Annotated in this window: 15 protein-coding genes; 3 read left to right on the top strand and 12 right to left on the bottom strand. The window is 70.2% G+C overall.

Annotated elements, in window-relative coordinates; translation table 11 throughout:
• Together ACIBVP_RS33585 and ACIBVP_RS33580 are read right to left on the bottom strand one after the other, a co-directional pair.
• Positions 1-594, bottom strand: a complete 594-nt coding sequence (locus ACIBVP_RS33585) for a histidine phosphatase family protein (protein WP_396110456.1) — start codon at positions 592-594, stop codon at positions 1-3.
• On the bottom strand, positions 591-1,886 hold the full coding sequence (locus ACIBVP_RS33580; RefSeq protein WP_396110455.1) for a geranylgeranyl reductase family protein: 1,296 nt from the start codon (positions 1,884-1,886) through the stop codon (positions 591-593). The genes ACIBVP_RS33585 and ACIBVP_RS33580 overlap by 4 nt, the downstream gene beginning before the upstream one ends.
• Before the next feature lie 139 nt (positions 1,887-2,025).
• On the opposite strand from ACIBVP_RS33580, the gene ACIBVP_RS33575 reads away from it, so the two are divergent.
• The gene (locus ACIBVP_RS33575; RefSeq protein ID WP_396110454.1) at positions 2,026-2,697 is read left to right on the top strand and encodes a DUF4328 domain-containing protein; all 672 of its coding nucleotides are present in this window, start codon (positions 2,026-2,028) and stop codon (positions 2,695-2,697) included.
• Between the two features lie 199 nt (positions 2,698-2,896).
• Here ACIBVP_RS33575 and ACIBVP_RS33570 read toward each other — a convergent pair whose 3' ends face one another.
• The 8 genes from ACIBVP_RS33570 to ACIBVP_RS33535 form a co-directional block, all read right to left on the bottom strand.
• Positions 2,897-3,601, bottom strand: a complete 705-nt coding sequence (locus ACIBVP_RS33570) for a demethylmenaquinone methyltransferase (protein WP_396110453.1) — start codon at positions 3,599-3,601, stop codon at positions 2,897-2,899.
• A 21-nt stretch (positions 3,602-3,622) separates the two neighbouring features.
• Positions 3,623-4,741: a glycosyltransferase family 4 protein gene (locus tag ACIBVP_RS33565; RefSeq protein ID WP_396110452.1), complete on the bottom strand. Its 1,119-nt coding sequence runs from the start codon at positions 4,739-4,741 to the stop codon at positions 3,623-3,625.
• A gap of 74 nt (positions 4,742-4,815) precedes the next feature.
• The gene (gene paaE, locus ACIBVP_RS33560; protein ID WP_396110451.1) at positions 4,816-5,871 is read right to left on the bottom strand and encodes a 1,2-phenylacetyl-CoA epoxidase subunit PaaE; all 1,056 of its coding nucleotides are present in this window, start codon (positions 5,869-5,871) and stop codon (positions 4,816-4,818) included.
• Between the two features lies 1 nt (position 5,872).
• Positions 5,873-6,370 (bottom strand): 1,2-phenylacetyl-CoA epoxidase subunit PaaD, encoded by a 498-nt coding sequence (gene paaD / locus ACIBVP_RS33555; protein ID WP_396110450.1) that lies wholly within the window; start codon positions 6,368-6,370, stop codon positions 5,873-5,875.
• Between the two features lie 108 nt (positions 6,371-6,478).
• Complete coding sequence (gene paaC / locus ACIBVP_RS33550; protein ID WP_396110449.1) at positions 6,479-7,369, bottom strand: 1,2-phenylacetyl-CoA epoxidase subunit PaaC; 891 nt, start codon at positions 7,367-7,369, stop codon at positions 6,479-6,481.
• A gap of 73 nt (positions 7,370-7,442) precedes the next feature.
• A complete protein-coding gene (gene paaB / locus ACIBVP_RS33545) occupies positions 7,443-7,730 on the bottom strand; it encodes a 1,2-phenylacetyl-CoA epoxidase subunit PaaB (RefSeq protein WP_396110448.1) in 288 nt (95 codons plus the stop codon).
• Complete coding sequence (paaA, locus tag ACIBVP_RS33540; RefSeq protein ID WP_396110447.1) at positions 7,727-8,656, bottom strand: 1,2-phenylacetyl-CoA epoxidase subunit PaaA; 930 nt, start codon at positions 8,654-8,656, stop codon at positions 7,727-7,729. Before paaA ends, paaB begins: the two co-directional genes overlap by 4 nt.
• A gap of 41 nt (positions 8,657-8,697) precedes the next feature.
• Entirely contained in the window at positions 8,698-9,126 is a 429-nt protein-coding gene (locus ACIBVP_RS33535) for a DUF3592 domain-containing protein (protein WP_396110446.1), read from the bottom strand.
• 191 nt (positions 9,127-9,317) lie between these two features.
• On the opposite strand from ACIBVP_RS33535, the gene ACIBVP_RS33530 reads away from it, so the two are divergent.
• A complete protein-coding gene (locus ACIBVP_RS33530) occupies positions 9,318-11,741 on the top strand; it encodes an immune inhibitor A domain-containing protein (protein WP_396110445.1) in 2,424 nt (807 codons plus the stop codon).
• A 399-nt stretch (positions 11,742-12,140) separates the two neighbouring features.
• Here ACIBVP_RS33530 and ACIBVP_RS33525 read toward each other — a convergent pair whose 3' ends face one another.
• On the bottom strand, positions 12,141-12,872 hold the full coding sequence (locus tag ACIBVP_RS33525) for a TIGR04222 domain-containing membrane protein (RefSeq protein ID WP_396110444.1): 732 nt from the start codon (positions 12,870-12,872) through the stop codon (positions 12,141-12,143).
• Between the two features lie 30 nt (positions 12,873-12,902).
• Between ACIBVP_RS33525 and add the strand changes: the two genes are divergently transcribed.
• Complete coding sequence (gene add, locus ACIBVP_RS33520; protein WP_396110443.1) at positions 12,903-13,877, top strand: adenosine deaminase; 975 nt, start codon at positions 12,903-12,905, stop codon at positions 13,875-13,877.
• On the opposite strand, the gene ACIBVP_RS33515 is transcribed toward add, so the two are convergent.
• Complete coding sequence (locus ACIBVP_RS33515) at positions 13,863-15,335, bottom strand: M1 family metallopeptidase (protein WP_396110442.1); 1,473 nt, start codon at positions 15,333-15,335, stop codon at positions 13,863-13,865. The two genes, add and ACIBVP_RS33515, sit on opposite strands and share 15 nt — an antisense overlap.
• Positions 15,336-15,348: the final 13 nt, after the last annotated feature.

Genomic DNA, 15,348 nt, shown 5'->3' with positions numbered 1-15,348 from the left:
TCACCACGCGGCGCTGCGCTCCGGCGGGAAACCCGTCCACCGCAAGGGATCCGGCAGGTGGGACTGGTCGTTGAACACCACGAGGTTCGGCGGCCAGCCCGGCCGGTACTGGATCACGGTCAGCGCAGCGTTGGCCGCGTTGACGCCCACCCACCGCGCGGCGGGCGCGTCGAGCGCGGCACGCACGAACCACGTGACGATCTGGCTGTGCGTGATGATCAGGTCCGTGCGGGGCGTCGGCGCCGTGAACTCCGCCAGCGCGCGCTCCGCCAGTCCGGGCCCGGTCTCCCGCTGGTCCGCCGGGTAGTCCGCGACGTGCGCCAGCGCGAGCGGCGCGAACTCCGGTGCCAGTTCGCCGGCCGTCGGCGCGTACGGCAGGTAGTCGCCGACCAGCGGCGACACCGTCACCGGCACGTCCGGCACCGCGGCCGACACCAGCGCCGCCGTCTCCGCCGCCCGCTCCACCGGGCTGTGGAACACGCCGTCCAGTGGCTTCCGCGCGAGCCGCAGGCCCAACAGCCGCGCCTGCTCCCGCCCGGCGAGCGTCAGGGCACCCGCCGCCTCGCCGTGCCGGGCCAGGTACAGGGTTCTCACACGCTCGGCGCCACCCGGGTGGCGGCGGTGATCATGCGGTCGAACGCGTCGCCGTCCTTCGGGTCGTAGAGGCCCGCGAGCAGCTTCAGCACGAGCTTCATGAGCGTGGTGCGCGGCAGCCCGTACTTGGTGGCGGTACGCATCACGAGCGGGTTCCCGATGAGCTTGCTGAAGATGTTGCCCAGCCGGTAGTAGCTGCCGAGCGCCTGCTTCATCGCGATCGGGTACCCGTGCAGCGCCTTCTCCCTGGCGGGCCCCTCGGCCCGGGCGAGTGCCTGCACGACGACCTCGGCGGCGATCTTCGCGGACTCCATGGCGTAGCCGATGCCCTCGCCGTTGAACGGGTTGACCATGCCACCGGCGTCGCCGACGAGCAGCAGGCCGGGCGAGTAGTGCGGGGTGCGGTTGAAGCCCATGGGCAGCGCGGCGCCGCCGATCTTGCCGGTGGCGTTGTGCTCGCGGAAGCCCCACTCCTCCGGGGTGCCGTCGAGCCAGGACCGCATGAGCGCGCGGTAGTCGGTCTTGCCGAACGCCTTGGACGTGGACAGGATCCCGAGGCCGACGTTCACGGTGCCGTCACCCATGCCGAAGATCCAGCCGTAGCCGGGCAGCAGCCGCGGGTCCTCGGCGTTGGACCGGTCCCACAGCTCGAGGTGCGACTCGAGGTAGTCGTCCTTGCTGCGCGGCGACGCGTAGTACCGGCGGACGGCCACGCCCATCGGACGGCTCTCGACCTTCTCGATGCCGACCGACAGCGCGAGCCGCGCGGACACGCCGTCGCAGGCGAGGACGATCGGCGCGCGGTAGGTGACGGGCGCGCGTTCCGGGCCGACCTTGGCGGTGACGCCGACGACCCGGCCGTTGCGCTCGTCGGTGACCGCGCCGGTGACGTTGGTCTGCTCCAGCAGCCGCGCGCCCGCGCGCTGGGCGGTGCGGGCGAGCATCTCGTCGAAGTCCTGGCGCGGTCGGACCACGCCGTACGGCGGGAAGGTCGCGAGGTCGGGCCAGTCCAGTTCGAGGGTGACGCCACCGCCGACCACGCGCAGGCCCTTGTTGTGCAGCCAGCCGGCTTCCTCGCGGGTGTCGATGCCGAGATCGATGAGTTGTTTCACACCGCGCGGGGTGAGGCCGTCGCCGCACACCTTCTCGCGGGGGAAGCTGCTCTTCTCGAGCAGCAGCACGTCGAGCCCCGCTCGGGCGAGGTACGTCGCCGCTGTCGAGCCTGCCGGCCCGGCGCCGACCACGATGACCTCGGCGTCCTCGGCCGGCTTGCGTCGGCTGGGCGTTCCCATGACGGCTCCCTCGCGCTTGTGAAAACGTTCACGAACTGAGTGCATTTTATCCCGGGTGGAGCAATCCCCGTCGTGTGCCGAAACGGACACCTGTTGACGAACGATCTCACAGTGTCACAACGCACACCTGGGGGCGGATTTGACGAGTCAGGACGCCAGGCCGCTGGCCCTGCTCCCCGTGCGCCCGATCGCGACCGTGGCGACGATCATGCTGTTCGCGACCTGCGCGGCCAACGTGTTCGGCACGTGGACCGACTGGCGCCGCCACGAGGTCGCGACGGACTTCGTGGCCGAGGAGCCCGGCGTCGGCATCGCGGACCTGGTGGCCGCGGACAACATGGCGATGGGCGCGGTGTGGCTGATGGTCCTCGCGCTGCTCGCGACGGCCGCGGTGTTCCTGACGTGGCTGTGGCGCACACGGCTCAACGCCGAGCGCCTGTGCCGCGCGGAGCACCGCCTGCCCCGCGGCTGGACGGTCGGCGCGTGGTTCGTGCCGGTGGTGAACCTGTGGTTCCCGATGCGGATCGTGACCGACGTCTGGCGGACCAGCAGGCCGGGCGTGCCCGCGGACACGTACCGGGTGGACGGCCTGGCGCAGAGCCCGCTGGTGCACGCGTGGTGGTACACGCTGCTGGCGAACGTGGCGGTGCTGGTCGTGCTGCGGGTCGAGACCCGCAGCGTGGTGACCGTCGACGTGCTGAGGGCGGCGGCGCTGTACGGCACGGTCAGTACGGTGTTGCTCGTGGTCGCCGCGGTGCTGCTGAGCCAGGTGATCCGCCAGATCACGCGGTGGCAGTCGACGCCCCGCTGACCGGCGTCTCCAGATTTGGCAAGGACGGGTGCGCCCACCTTGAGCACAGGGCTGGGATGCGCCACCAAGCCTCTGAACTACGAAAATGCTCCACCCAGTACGTACTCGAACCCCCACCCGATCCCGGGGGCCACCCGCCATGCCAGTCTACCGGTGGGGGGTGACAGAACGGGGGCTTCACGCCTGGTCTGTGGATAACTCAGGCGGTTGTGGACAAGCCCGGTTTCACCGCTCGGTGGAGCGCCACCACGCCGAACGTGAGGTTGAGCCACTCCACCTCGGTCCAGCCCGCCTCCGCGATCAGCAGCGCCAGCTCCCGCTGGTCGTGCCAGTCGCGCATCGACTCGGCCAGGTACGAGTACGCCTCCTTGTTGGAGGAGAACGGCCGCGTGATCCGCGGCAGCAGGCGCAGCACGACGTTGTAGTGGAGCCACCGGATCGGCCGGAACGGCGGTTGTGACACCTCGCAGATCACCAGCCGCCCGCCGGGGCGCACGACCCGGCGCATCTCGCGCAGCGCGTCGACCGTCGGGCTCATGTTGCGCAGCCCGAAGGACACCGTGACCGCGTCGAAGGCGTCGTCGGCGAACGGGAGGTGGAACGCGTCGGCCGCCACCTTCGGGACGTCGCGGTGCTCGCCGCCGCGCAGCATGCCGAGCGAGAAGTCCGCCGCGACGCACCACGCGCCCGACTTGGCGTACTCGGTGGTCGACACCGCGGTGCCCGCGGCCAGGTCGAGGATCCGCTCGCCGGGACTCGCCTCCAGCACCCGCCTGGTCAGCCAGCGCCAGCGGCGGTCGAAACCCATCGTCATCACCGAGTTGGTCCGGTCATAGCCCTTGGCCACGCCGTCGAACATCTCGGCCACGTCGCGGGGGTTCTTGTCCAATCCGGCACGTGACATGTCCGAACCCTATGCCACCCGCTACGCCGCCAGCACGCTGGCGCTCACCTGTTCGTAGTGCGCCAGCAGGTCGTCGCACACCGCGGGCCACGTCCGCGCCAGCACCGACTCCCGCGCCGCCGCACCGAGCCGCCTGCGCAGCCCACGTTCCCGCAGCAGCTCGACGTACGACCAGAGTTCGCCCGCGAACCGGTTGTCGTCGTACGGCTCCAGCAGGTAACCGGTCTGGTCGTGCGTCACCAGGTCGCGCGGGCCGCCCGCGTCCGGCGCGAGCACCGGCAGACCGGAGGCGAGCGCCTCCTGTGCGGCCTGGCAGAACGTCTCGTACGGGCCGGGGTGCACGAACACGTCCAGCGACGCGTACGCGGTCGCGAGCTCCTCGCCGGTGCGGAAACCGAGGAACGCCGCGTCCGGCAGCAACCGCCGCAGCCTCTCCTCCTCCGGCCCCTCGCCGACGACCACGACCCGCACGCCCGGCAGCCCGCTCAGCGTCGCGAGGCGGTGCACGTGCTTCTCGGGCGCGAGCCTGCCGACGTAGCCGACGAGCAGCTCGCCGTTCGACGCCAGCAGCGACTTCAGCCGCAGGTCGGCCCGGTGCGGCGCGAACAGCTCGGTGTCCACGCCCCGCGCCCAGCGGTACACCCGAGGCACACCGTGCTCGGTGAGGGCGTGCACGGACGCGTGCGACGGTGCCAGCGTGCGGTCGGCGCCCGCGTGCAGCTTGCGGATCCACCGCCACGCCGCCCGCGCGCCGTGCTTGAGCCCGTACGCGGCGGCGAAACCGGCGACGTCGGTCTGGTAGACGGCGACGGTCGGCACACCGAGGCGGCGCGCGGATCTCAGGCCCGACGCGCCGAGCACGAACGGCGACGCGAGGTGCACGACGTCCGGCTCGAACTCCGACAGCGCGGCGTGCACCCTGGGCGACGGCACGCCGATCGGCAGCGAGCTGATGACGGGCAGGTCGACCGCGCGCACGCGGCGGACCTCCGCGTGCCGGTACCGCTCCGGGCCCGGCCCGGGCGCCACGACCATGGCGTCGTGACCCCGCAGCTGCAGGTGCTCGACGACGCGGAGAACCGAGTTCGTCACGCCGTTGACCTGCGGCAGGAAGCTCTCTGTGACGATGGCGACTCGCACGTCACGACCGTCGCAACCCGCACTGCCGGTGGGAGAACGGTTACGTGACGTGCGAGCGAACGTTGCGCCAAGAGTTATGCGTCGTAGTCGACGGTGACCTCGGCGGTGATCGGCAGCGACTGGCAGGTGAGCACGAAACCGGCCGCGACCTCGTGTTCCTCGAGCGCGTAGTTGCGGCGCATCTCGACCTCGCCCGCGGTGACCTTGGCGCGGCAGGTGCCGCAGACGCCGCCCTTGCACGCGAACGGGAGGTCGGCACGCACGCGCTGTGCCGCGTCGAGGATCGGGGTGTCGGCGGGCAGGTTCAGCGTGGTCTCACGGCCGTCGAGCACGACGGTCACCTCGGCGACCGGACCTTCCACTGTGGACTCGTCGACGCGCTTGGGCTCGGGCGGCGGTTCGTCGACGTAGAAGAGTTCGCGGTGGATCCGCTGCCGTGGCACGTCGTACGCGGCGAGCGCGACGTCCGCGTCCAGCAGCATGCCGTAGGGTCCGCACAGCCACCAGTGGTCCACATCGGACGTCGGGACGATCGCGCCGAGCAGCCGGTGGAGCCGGCCGGCGTCGAGACGACCGGAGAACAGTTCGACGTCACGCGGCTCGCGGGACAGGACGTGCACGAGCTGGAACCGGTCCGGGTAGCGGTCCTTGAGGTCGGCGAGCTCGTCGGCGAACATCACGGTGTCGGTGCGGCGGTTGCCGTACAACAGGGTCACGTGCCCGCCCGCGGACAGCACGGTGTCCATGATGGACAGTGCGGGGGTGACACCGGAGCCCGCGACGATGAACGCGTGGTGCCCACCGGTCTCGTCGGGGGTGAACTTCCCTTGCGGCGGAAGGACTTCGAGCGTGTCACCGGGTGCGAGCCGGTCGACGATGCGCGCGGAGAAGAGCCCGTTCTCGACGCGGCGGACCCCGATGCGCGGCGCGGTGCCCGCCGCCGCGCAGATGGAGTAGGAGCGGCGTTCCTCGACGCCGTCGACGTCCTGGCGGAGGGTGAGGTACTGGCCGGGCCGGAACGCGAAGGTGTCACTGAGGTGCGGCGGGACGTCGAAGGTGACGGCGACCGCGTCCGCGCACAACCGGTCGACGCGGGCGACCGGCAGCTCGTGGAAGGCGGGGCGGGCCATGTCAGATCTCCTTGACGTGCTCGAACGGCTCCTGGCAGTCCCCGCAGCGGCGCAGCGCCTTGCACGCGGTGGACGAGAAGCGCGACAGCTCGGTAGTGCGCCACGATCCGCAACGGGGACAACGCACCCGCTGCGACGGCGGCGTGAGGTTCAACGTGACCGGCCCGGCCTTCCGCTGCGGCGGCGCGATCCCGTGCTCGGCGAGCTTGCGGCGGCCGTCGTCGCTGATCCAGTCGGTGGTCCAGGCCGGCGTGAGCGCGGTGCGGATCTTCACCCGCTCGTAGCCCGCGTCGAGCAGCGCCCGGCGCAGGTCGGCCCGCATCTCGTCGAGCGCGGGACAACCGGAGTACGTGGGGGTGATGGTGACGGTGACGCGGCCGCCGTCCTCCCGCACGTCGCGGAGCACCCCGAGGTCGGCGAGCGTGAGCACGGGCAGCTCGGGATCGAGCACCCGCTCGGCGATGGCGCGGGCTTGTCCACAGGTGACCGAGTTATCCACAGCCACCACCTTCCGACCCGTTTCTGTCGGTGCCCCCCGGTAGACTGGCATGGCGGGTGGCCCCCGGGATCGGGTGGGGGTTGGGCACCGGGCGCGCGCGAGCCGGTTTCACCACTTCGCTCCTGGTAGCGAGCGCGCCAGGTGCTGCATTTCCGCCAGCAGGTAGCCCATCGCTTCCGTGTGGACGCCGTCGCGGCCCGCCTTGCCCGCCACGGTCGACATCGGCGCCATGTCCGGGCGGTCCAGCGCGGCGGCCGTGAACACCTGGTCCAGGACCTCGTCCACGTCCGCGCGCACGTCCGCCGACGCCACCGCCACCCCCGGCAGCGCCTCCTCCACCGCGTGCGTGGTGAACAGCTCGTCGACCAGCGGCCAGATCCGCGCCAGCCCCTCGACCATCCGTTCCCGCGAGAGCTCCGTCCCACCCGCCAGCCGCAGCGTCCACTGCGCCGCGTGGTCGCGGTGGTAGGCCAGCTCCTTCACACCCTTCGCCGCGATCGCCGCCAGCACCGGGTCCTTCGACGACGTCAGCCGCTCGAACAGCGCCAGCCGCCACGTCGAGCACACCAGCAGCCGCGCGATCGTCACCGCGAAGTCGCCACCCGGGCCGGGGCCGCAGTCGATCTCCACCAGCCGCACGTTGCGGAACTCGTGCTCGTCGCGCAGGTACGCGAGCGCGTCCTCGTCCCGCCCCCTGCCCTCGACCTCACCGGCCCGCGTCAGCAGCAGCCGGGCCTGGCCGAGCAGGTCGAGCGCGATGTTCGACAGCGCGACGTCCTCCTCCAGCTCCGGCGCGCGCGAGCACCACTCGGCCAGCCGCTGCGACAGGATCAACGCGTCGTCGGCCAGCATCAGGCAGTACGCCGCCAGGTCCCCGGCATCCACGTCGGGAACGGCACGGTCCACTCCGGACAGCGGGTCGTCGAAGCCGGTGCCGAACGCCCAGTGCTGGTCATCGCCCGAATCGGTGATGGCGTCGTAAGCGTTGTCGAAACTCACGACGACCCCTCGCAGGCTCGGTGTCGCCGCTCGCGGTCGCCCTGTGTTCGATGGTTCACTCCGCAAGCTCCGTTCACAGATGCGGCACGTCCTCGGGGATCGCGTAGAACGTCGGGTGCCGGTACACCTTGTCGCCGCTCGGCGCGAAGAACGGGTCCTTCTCGTCCGGCGACGACGCCGTGATCGACGCCGCGGGCACGACCCAGATCGACACGCCCTCGTTGCGCCGCGTGTACAGGTCACGCGCGTTGCGCAGCGCCATCTCGGGGTCCGGCGCGTGCAGCGAACCGACGTGCACGTGGTTCAGGCCGCGCTTGCTCCGCACGAACACCTCGTACAGCGGCCATGACGACCTGGTCATGCGACCTCCTCCACGGAAGCGGCCTTGGCCGCGTACGCCGCCGCGGCCTCCCGGACCCACGCGCCGTCCTCGTGCGCCGTGCGCCGGTGCTCGACGCGCTGCCTGCTGCACGGCCCGTTGCCACCGACGACGCGCCAGAACTCGTCCCAGTCGATCTCGCCGAAGTCGTGGTGGCCACGCTCGGGGTTCCAGCGCAGCTCGGGGTCCGGCAGCGTCACGCCCAGCGCCTCCGCCTGCGGCACGGTCATGTCCACGAACTTCTGCCGCAGCTCGTCGTTGGTGTGCCGCTTGATCCGCCACGCCATCGACTGCACGGTGTTCGCCGACTCCGCGTCCGGCGGGCCGAACATCATCAGCGACGGCCACCACCAGCGGTCGACCGCGTCCTGCACCATCCGCCGCTGCGCGTCCGTGCCGCCCATCATCGTCATCAGCAGCTCGTAGCCCTGCCGCTGGTGGAACGACTCCTCCTTGCAGACGCGGATCATCGCCCGCGCGTACGGCCCGTACGAGGTGCGGCACAGCGGGACCTGGTTGCAGATCGCGGCGCCGTCGACCAGCCAGCCGATGACCCCGACGTCCGCGAAGGTCAGCGTCGGGTAGTTGAAGATCGACGAGTACTTCTGGCGGCCCTCGATCAGCTTCTCGGTGAGGTCCGCGCGGTCGGCGCCGAGCGTCTCGGTCGCCGCGTACAGGTACAGGCCGTGTCCGGCCTCGTCCTGCACCTTGGCCAGGAGGATCGCCTTGCGGCGCAGTGACGGCGCGCGGCTGATCCAGTTGGCCTCCGGCTGCATGCCGATGATCTCGGAGTGCGCGTGCTGGGCGATCTGGCGGATGAGCGTGCGGCGGTAACCGTCGGGCATCCAGTCCCTCGGCTCGACCCGCTGCTCGGCCTCGACCAGGCGCGTGAAGTCGTCCTCATCCACGACCCGATGTTACACGCGGACGTGCCAAATGAGGAGAAGTGTTACAAACGGCGGCGGAGCCACCACACCGCGGGTATCACGACCGCCCACAGCCCGAGCAGCGTGAGCCCGACCGGCAGCAGCGTGACCACGGCACCACGCCCCGCGACACGGACCAGCTCGGGGTTCTCCTGGTTGTACTCGACCTCGACGACGTCGCCGACCTCCAGACCGGTCGGGTACAGCACGCCGACCTGCGGAACGTGCTCCGCGCCGTCGGGTGTGTAGAAGCGGATCAGGGTGCGGGAGAAGTCGTCGGCGACGACCTCCGCGTTGGTCTGCCCGAGGTTGCCGTCGATCGAGATGTCCTCGGTCCACGCGGCGACCACCAGCACGACACCCAGGAACGTGACGATCCCGCCGAGCGCCAGCAGGCCGCGCGCCGCCCACCGCCGCACCAGCGGCTTCCGCCCGTCCGTCACCTGCGTCACGCGCCTGAGCCTAACCGGCGGAGTCACCCGATCGGCGGCATGGCGTCCCAGCGGTACCCGGCTCGGACCGTTCGCTTCGACCACCTGGACCAACCCGAACTACTTACTCCTTTTGGATTACTCCTTTCGTCGGGTCCGAAAGAGATAGAACGATCCGTAATATCGCGCTGCGCACTAGGCCACTCCATCGAGTGACCAGCGCTGAGCCGATCCTGGAGGAAGTGTTGCAACGGAGAATTCTCGTCGGCCTGACGAGCGCCGCGGTGGCGGCGGCCGGGCTGACGGCACTCGGACCGACCGCGCAGGCGGCGCCACCGGCCGACACCACGACGAAAGCAGTCGCCGCGCCTGTCGACGACCTGCCAAGCCCCGCTGAGGAAAAGCGTCGCGCGCTGCGCCAGGAAGCGCTCTCCGACGTGCTCAGCGGCGCGAAGAAAGCCGAGAAACGCGGTTCCAGCACCGTCGTCAAGATGGGCGAGAAAGCCGCGCCGAAGTCGAAGAACCGGAAGAAACCGGGCAGTGGCGACAAAACTGTCGACCAGTACGTCGAACTGAGCCGCGAGAAGACCGACAAAATCTTCGTCGTGCTCGCCGAGTTCGGCAACGAGCGGCACGCGAACTACCCCGACCAGGACACCAGCCCCAACGTGCCGGGCCCGGTGAAGTTCGACGGGCCGCTCCACAACGAGATCCCCGAGCCGGACCGCACCAAGGACAACTCCACGATCTGGCAGCCCGACTACAGCCGGGAGCACTTCCAGGAGCTGTACTTCTCGACCGACCCCGGCGCCGACTCCGTCGCGAACTACTTCAGCAAGCAGTCGTCCGGCCGGTACTCCGTCGACGGCCACGTCACCGACTGGGTGAAGGTCCGGTACAACGAGGCACGGTACGGCCGCTCGAACGGCTACCCGTGCGGCGGCAACGTCTGCAGCAACTCCTACGCGCTCGTCGCCGACGGCGTGAACCAGTGGTACGCCGACCAGATCTCGGCGGGCGTGCCCGCCGAGGAGGTCAAGGCCCAGCTGGCCGAGTACGACGTGTGGGACCGCACGGACTACGACGGCGACGGCAACTTCGACGAAGCCGACGGCTACATCGACCACTTCCAGATCGTGCACTCGGGTGGCGACCAGGCCGACGGCGACCCGATCCAGGGTGAGGACGCGCTGTGGAGCCACCGCGCGTTCGCCTACTCGAACACGACCTCCGGCCCGGACGGGAACCTGCAGGGCGGCGTCGAGATCGGCGACACGGGCATCTGGGTCGGCGACTACACGATGCAGCCGGAGAACGGCGGCATCGGCGTGTTCTGCCACGAGTACGGCCACGACCTGGGCCTGCCCGACCTGTACGACTTCTCGGGCGGCGGCCAGAACCACGTGAACTGGTGGTCGCTGATGGCGCAGCAGCGCGTGTCCGGCCCCGGCGAGGTGCTGGGTTCGCGGGTCAACGACATGGACCCGTGGTCGAAGCTGCAGCTGGGGTGGCTGGACTACGAGGTCGTGGTCGCGGGCCAGTCGAAGACGCTGAACCTCGGCCCGCACGAGTACAACTCGGCGAAGCCGCAGGCGGTCGTGGTCGTGCTGCCGGACAAGTCGGTCGAGTTCCAGTACGGCGAGCCCGCCGCGGGCGAGAACATGTGGTACAGCACCACCGGCGACGACCTCGACACGTCGATGACCCGCACGGTGGACCTGACCGGCAAGACGAGCGCCGCGCTCGCGCTCAAGGCCAGGTACGCGATCGAGCTGGACTTCGACTACCTGTACGTGCAGGCGTCGACGGACGGCGGCGCGACGTGGCAGACGCTGGACGGCACCGTGAACGGCGAGCCGTTCTCCCGCGACTCCGGTGACCAGCCCGCGCTGACCGGCTCGTCCGAAGACCAGTGGGTCGACATGCGGGTGCCGCTCGACTCGCTCGCCGGCAAGGAGGCGCAGCTGCGGTTCCGCTACAAGACCGACGGCGCCACCTACGAGGCGGGCTTCTTCGCCGACGAGATCGCCATCACCGCGGACGGCCAGCCGGTCTTCACCGACGGTGCCGAGGCGGGCGCCAACGGCTGGACGCTGGACGGCTTCCGCACCGCCAAGGCGGTGGAGACGCACCTGTTCGACAACTTCTACATCGCGTCGAACCGCACGTACGAGTCGTACGACCAGTACATGCGGACGGGCCCGTACAACGTGGTCAGCCCGGCCAACACCGACTGGGTGGAGCACTTCCCGTACGAGACCGGCCTCGGTGTCTGGTACTGGGACACGTCCTACTCGGACAACAACACCAGCCAGCACCCGGGCGGCGGCATCGCCCTGCCGGTCGACGCCCACCCGGCGCCGATCTACAACCTCGAGGGCCAGATGTGGCGTGAGCGGATCGCGGGTTACGACGCGCCGTTCTCGCTGGAGAAGGCGGACTCGTTCACGCTGCACGTGAACGGCAAGCCGAGCTACATCCGCGGCCAGGCGGCGGTTCCGCTGTTCGACGACACCAGGAAGTACTGGTACGCCGAGCAGCCCACCGCGGGCGTGAAGCTCCCGGCCACCGGCACGACGATCCGCGTCGTCTCGGTGAACGGCACGTCCATGAAGGTCAGGATCGGCACGAAGTAGTCACCGCCGAAGGGCCCCGCACGCACGCCGTGCGGGGCCCTCCGTTTGTCCACAGGTGGGTCGGTTATCCACAGCCGACCGCTCGCACCCTGGTTCCGTCGGTGGGTACCGGTAGGCTGGCATGGCGGGTGGCCCCCGGGAACGGGTGGGGGTTGAGGTTACGCACTGGGGGCGTGTTCCCGCTGGTCAGAGGGCTTTTTCTGTGGTTTCCCTCCGGGGGGGTCACCGCCGGACGGGCTGATCTCGGGGAGGGGCCTTCCGATTTCGGCGTGTCGAGGTTCGGCATGGATGGGTTCTGCCTGCCGGAACCCAACGGTCCGGAAGCGTCCTTCGGAGCGTCGGCGCCCTCATCAGTGCACACACATCGCCGCGGCCCGCCAGGCCGGTGTTCCTTTACCTTCACCAGCTGCCGCCGCCACCGTCGGATCCACCGCCGCCGTCGTCGCCACCACCCACGTCCGCCCCGTAGCTTGGGGCGCCGAACCAGACGGGCGCGTGCACCCAGCCGAAGCCGCCGCTCAACTGGGACAGCCGCGCGCCCCTTCCGTTCGGCCGGTGGGTTCGGCGGTCCGGCGGCGCCGCCGCCAAGGTGCGAGCGCCGCGGATCGTCACGCCGCGCAGCGCCATCAGCCACGACGCGACCAGCACCGCCACGACGCTGGTGAGCACACCGACCACCACGTTGCCCACCCCATGTGCCAGTGCCACCAGCGCTGTCACCGGTGCCACGAACGCGGTCAGCGAGCCGAGCACGCGCCGGGCAGGGCCCACCCGCAGTCTCGCGCCGATCACACGATCGGCCACCGGTGCCAGCTCGTCCTGGACCGACGGGGTCTCGAGCAGGCTGGACACCCCGTCGGCCGACGGGCCGAGGCTCTCGAACACTGCGCGTACCAGCGGAGCGGTCGTGCGCGGCGGCCGTCCCTTCCTGCGCTCTGCCCTGCCGCGGCGTGCCCGCACCAGTCCCTGGTCGACGAGCAGCCCCAGCGCGGCCTGCACGGCGCCGCGCGGGCCACGCCACGCGTAGCCCAGCTCGGTACGGGCGAAGTCCGCCGGATCGCGACGCGACCAGGGCAACGTGAGCACTGCCACCGCCGCCACCAGCAGCGCACCGACGACCGGGTACGTCATCCAGCCAGTGTGCGCGCTTAGGCTCCGGGTATGGAGGACTTCATCCGGCGGATGCCGAAATGTGAACTGCACCTGCACATCGAGGGCACGTTGGAGCCCGAGCTGCGGGACCGGCTCGCCGCGCGCAACGGGGTCACGCTGCCGCCGCGGCCCGCCTACGACTTCCACGACCTCACGTCGTTCCTCGTCGGCTACTACGAGGGCATGTCGGTGCTCGTGCACGAGCCCGACTTCTACGAACTCGCCTACGCCTACTTCGAGAAGGCGGCGGCGCAGGGCGTCGTGTACGCGGAGATCTTCTTCGACCCGCAGGGGCACACCTCCCGCGGCGTCCCGTTCGACACGGTGATCCGCGGCCTGCGCCGGGCCCAGCTCGACGCGCGCCGGATCCTCGGCCTCCACTCGCAGCTGATCATGTGCTTCCTGCGGGACTTCCAGGCCGAGTACGCGATGGCCACGTTGCTGGAGTCCCTGCCGTACAAGGAATGGATCATCGGTGTCGGGCTGGACTCCGACGAGCGCGGGAACCCGCCGTCGAAGTTCGCGGCCGTGTTCGCGCGGGCACGGCAGGAGGGCTACCTGCTCACCATGCACTGCGACGTCGACCAGCAGAACTCGATCGAGCACATCCGTCAGGCGGTCGTCGACATCGGCGTCGACCGCGTCGACCACGGCGTCAACATCCTCGCGGACGCCGCGCTCGTCGCCGAGGTGAAACGTCGTGGCCTCGGGCTCACCATCTGTCCCGTGTCGAACCGGTTCGTCACCGACGGCACCAAGGCGGCCGACCTGAAGCGGCTGCTCGACGAGGGCGTGCGGGTCACCGTGAACTCCGACGACCCGGCGTACTTCACCGCGTACGTGCTGGAGAACCTCCTCACCGTGCAGCAGGAGCTGGACCTGACCCGCGAGGAGATGATCACGTTGCAGCGCAACGCGATCGAGGCCTCGTGGGCGCCGCCCGCCGTGCGGCAGGAGGTGCTGGACCGCCTAGCGGCGCTGTGACATGCGCGCGACCGACTCCGGCGGTGCCGACAAGGCGGCCGACAACGCGGCCGACGAGGCGCCTGCCGGAGCGGTCGCGGGCTTGCCCGGCGAGTGCAGCCACGTGTCGAACAGCGCGTCCAGGTCCCGACCGGACACCTGTTCCGCCATCGCCTCGAACTCCGCCGATGTCGCGTTGCCGAACTTCTTCTCCGTCGGCCACATCTTCATCAGCGTGAAGAACGCGTCGTCGCCGATCGTCTCCCGCAGCGCCTGCAACGCCATGGCGCCGCGGCGGTAGACGGCGGTGGCGAAGTTGCTGTTGCCCGGGCCCGGATCGGTGACGACGGTCTGCCAGAACGCGTTGTCCGCCGGGTAGAGGTCGTAGTAGTACCGCGACACCTCCGCCGCGGTGCCCTCGCCGACGTGCTCAGAGTACAGCCACTCCGCGTAGGTCGCGAAGCCTTCCGACAGCCAGATGTCGCTCCAGTTCCACACGGACACCGAGTTGCCGAACCACTGGTGCGCCAGCTCGTGGACCACCACGTACGGCCCGGCGCCCCCGGTCGTGAACACCTCCTCGCCGTAGGTCGGCCGGGTCTGGTTCTCCAGACCGAACCAGCCGGTGAGCACGGTGCCGCCGGTCGCCTCGAACGGGTAGGGGCCGAACAGCGACGACTCGAAATCCAGGAGTTCCGGCGTGCGTTCCACGATCCCGCGCACGGTCGGGCCGTTCTTCAGCGCCGTGGCGTAGGCGTTGACGTACGGCAGCCCGTCAGGAGTGGTCGTCGCGGTGATGTCGAGATCGGTGACGATCATCGTCGCCTGGTACGGGCCCTGCGGGCTTCGGCTGCGCCAGTTGTAGCGGACCCAGCCGTTCGTCTGCTGTCTCGTGCCCATGAACAGGCCGTTCGACACGGCTTCGAGACCCTTCGGCACCGCGACCGACACGTCGTAGGTCGCCTTGTCGCGTGGGTGGTCGTTGCCGGGGAACCACCAGCGCGCGATGTGCGGCTCACGGAGCGCCATGGCGCCGTCGGGCAGGCGGGTCCAGCCGACACGACCATCCAGCTCGTGGCTGCTCGGGACGTCCCGGTAGGCCACGACGACAAGCAGTTGACTGTTGGCGGGCACGAGCGTCGCCGGCCGCACGACCAGCTCACCGTCGCCCCGCGACTCGAACTCCGCCGGCGCGTTGTTCACCAGCACCGACGACGGGGTCAGCAGGAAGTCCAGGTTGAACTGGCTGAGGTCCTGTGTGGTCCTCGCCAGGACCGTCGTGGTGCCCCACAGCTCGTCCGTGGTGGGCTGGTAGCTGAGCCGGATGTCGTAGTGGGCGACGTCGTAACCGCCGTTGCCGTCGAGCGGGTAGTAGGGGTCACCGAACCCGGGAGCGCCGATGGTCGACTGGTCCGCGTTCGCGCTCACCGGCGCGACGGTCAACGCCGCGGCCACGAGCACACCCAGGAATGCACGCATTCCCGCACGCTAC

It is taken from the genome of Actinophytocola sp. NPDC049390, from assembly GCF_044466355.1.
In the GTDB taxonomy this organism is placed as follows: Bacteria; Actinomycetota; Actinomycetes; order Mycobacteriales; family Pseudonocardiaceae; genus Actinophytocola.
Note: the sequence above shows the minus strand (reverse complement) of the source record. Positions and strands in the feature narration are given on the sequence as shown.

Bases quoted from the DNA above. Each gene is read 5' to 3' on its own strand.
- add (WP_396110443.1), top strand. From the start codon at position 12,903: ATGGAGGACTTCATCCGGCGGATGCCGAAATGTGAACTGCACCTGCAC.
- paaE (WP_396110451.1), bottom strand. From the start codon at position 5,871: ATGGCCCGCCCCGCCTTCCACGAGCTGCCGGTCGCCCGCGTCGACCGG.
- ACIBVP_RS33525 (WP_396110444.1), bottom strand. From the start codon at position 12,872: ATGACGTACCCGGTCGTCGGTGCGCTGCTGGTGGCGGCGGTGGCAGTG.
- paaB (WP_396110448.1), bottom strand. From the start codon at position 7,730: ATGACCAGGTCGTCATGGCCGCTGTACGAGGTGTTCGTGCGGAGCAAG.
- ACIBVP_RS33515 (WP_396110442.1), bottom strand. From the start codon at position 15,335: ATGCGTGCATTCCTGGGTGTGCTCGTGGCCGCGGCGTTGACCGTCGCG.
- ACIBVP_RS33580 (WP_396110455.1), bottom strand. From the start codon at position 1,886: ATGGGAACGCCCAGCCGACGCAAGCCGGCCGAGGACGCCGAGGTCATC.
- ACIBVP_RS33570 (WP_396110453.1), bottom strand. From the start codon at position 3,601: ATGTCACGTGCCGGATTGGACAAGAACCCCCGCGACGTGGCCGAGATG.